This is a genomic window from Streptomyces phytophilus (assembly GCF_013870535.1).
Classification (GTDB): domain Bacteria; phylum Actinomycetota; class Actinomycetes; order Streptomycetales; family Streptomycetaceae; genus Streptomyces; species Streptomyces phytophilus.
This window is the reverse complement of sequence record NZ_JACBXC010001367.1, coordinates 1-1,544: the sequence shown is the minus strand read 5'-3', so window position 1 is coordinate 1,544 and position 1,544 is coordinate 1. Positions and strand designations below refer to the sequence as shown.

The 1,544-nt window shown below is 72.9% G+C and carries 1 protein-coding gene; it reads right to left on the bottom strand.

Annotated elements, in window-relative coordinates; all coding sequences use genetic code 11:
- Window positions 1-1,544 (bottom strand): GH116 family glycosyl hydrolase (locus tag H5J30_RS32435; protein WP_220189571.1); only part of this gene is annotated, 1,544 nt, incomplete at both ends.

Here is a 1,544-nt window from a genome sequence, read left to right as displayed (position 1 = left end):
GTGACCCGCAGCGTCCCGTAGCGCAGCTCCGCGCGGGCGGTCAGCGTGCGGCCCCGGCGGCGCTGGCGGTACAGCCCCCAGCCCTCGGCGGTGACGAACGCCGCGGCGAAGTCCCGCCCGTTCCCGATCCGCGGCGCGAAGCCGAGCCGGCCGCGCGGCCCGTGGTAGTCGAAGCCGGTGGCGGCGAGGTAGACGGCGTGGCTCATCATGGCGCGCGCGTAGTGGTCGGAGCACTCGATCTCGTTGTACGGGTTCCGCTTCGCCGCGCTGTGCCGGTCGTGCACGGCCCGCGTGACGGCCAGCGCCTCGTCGGCCATCCCCTCGTGCATGAGGTGGGCCGCGAACTGGTACTCCTGCCCCGTCCACACCTCGTTGAAGTACCCGATGGCGAACGGCTCGCCGCTGCCCGGCGCGGTGTCGCTGCCGCCGAACGGCCAGGTGCACATGACGGTGCCCGCCTCGCCCTCCGTGGAGTAGATCCGCCCGCCGGGGATGCCGGAGACCTCCTTGTAGGACTGCGCGTCGGGCAGGAAGTTGTGCCGGTAGAGGCTCGCGAGGGCGGTACGCGCCTTGTCCTCGGGGAAGACGCGCGGCAGGCCGAGCTGGAAGGCGTACGTCTGGCCGTACATCTGGTCGATGTGGCAGCCGCGGTTGGAGTTGATGGCGTCGGCGTGGGCGGGCTCGACGAGGTGCTCGAAGTAGCCGTAGCGCTCGTTCCACATCCGCGCGTCCAACTCCTTCGTGCCGCGCGCGGCCAACTCGCGGCACTCGGCGGCGAAGGCGGCGTCGGCCATCTCGTCGGCCATGGCCGCGGCGGCGTGCAGGGCGGCGACGTACAGGCCGGAGATCCAGGGGATCTCGCCGTACCAGGAGGCGTCGAGGGTGTTGTACTGCTCGCCTTCGAGTACGCCGTCGGCCCGGCGGCCGTCGAGCGCGTCGGCGCGCACCAGGTACTCGGTGGCCTTCTTCACGCGCGGCCAGACGCGGGTGAGGAACGCGGCGTCGGGGGCCATGAGGTGCTCGCGGTACGTGCGCAGCACGTTGCCGCACTGGCCGTCGTGGGCGACGTGCCGGGCGGCCTCGCCGCGGTAGTCGACGGCGCCGGTGTCCTCGTGGAAGGCGAGGCCGAAGTCGACGCGCTCGCGGGTGTCGCGCTCCAGGGCGGGGAAGAGCCGGGCGGCGGACTGGGCGTAGTTCCAGACGTGGGTGCAGGTGCCGTCGCAGCAGTACAGGCCCTCCCAGGCGTAGAAGCGGCCGTCCTGGAAGCGGTGGGCGGTGGAGGTGGCGAGGGTGGAGGCGGGGGCGAGGGTGCGTTCGAGGAACCAGTGCGGGAGGGTCGAGTCCTCGTACCAGGTGCGGACGAACTCCCGGGTGGCTGCGCCGAGCTCACTGCCGCGCGCGGCGGTGTGGGCGGCGGCGGCACGGGCATCGGCGAAGCGGCTGCCGTAGTGGCGGCGCAGCGAGTCGGCGCCGGTGAGGTAGCCGAAGAGCTGCCGGTCGACGCGGTCGAAGTGCCAGGCGAGGAGGAAGCGGACGCGGGCGGT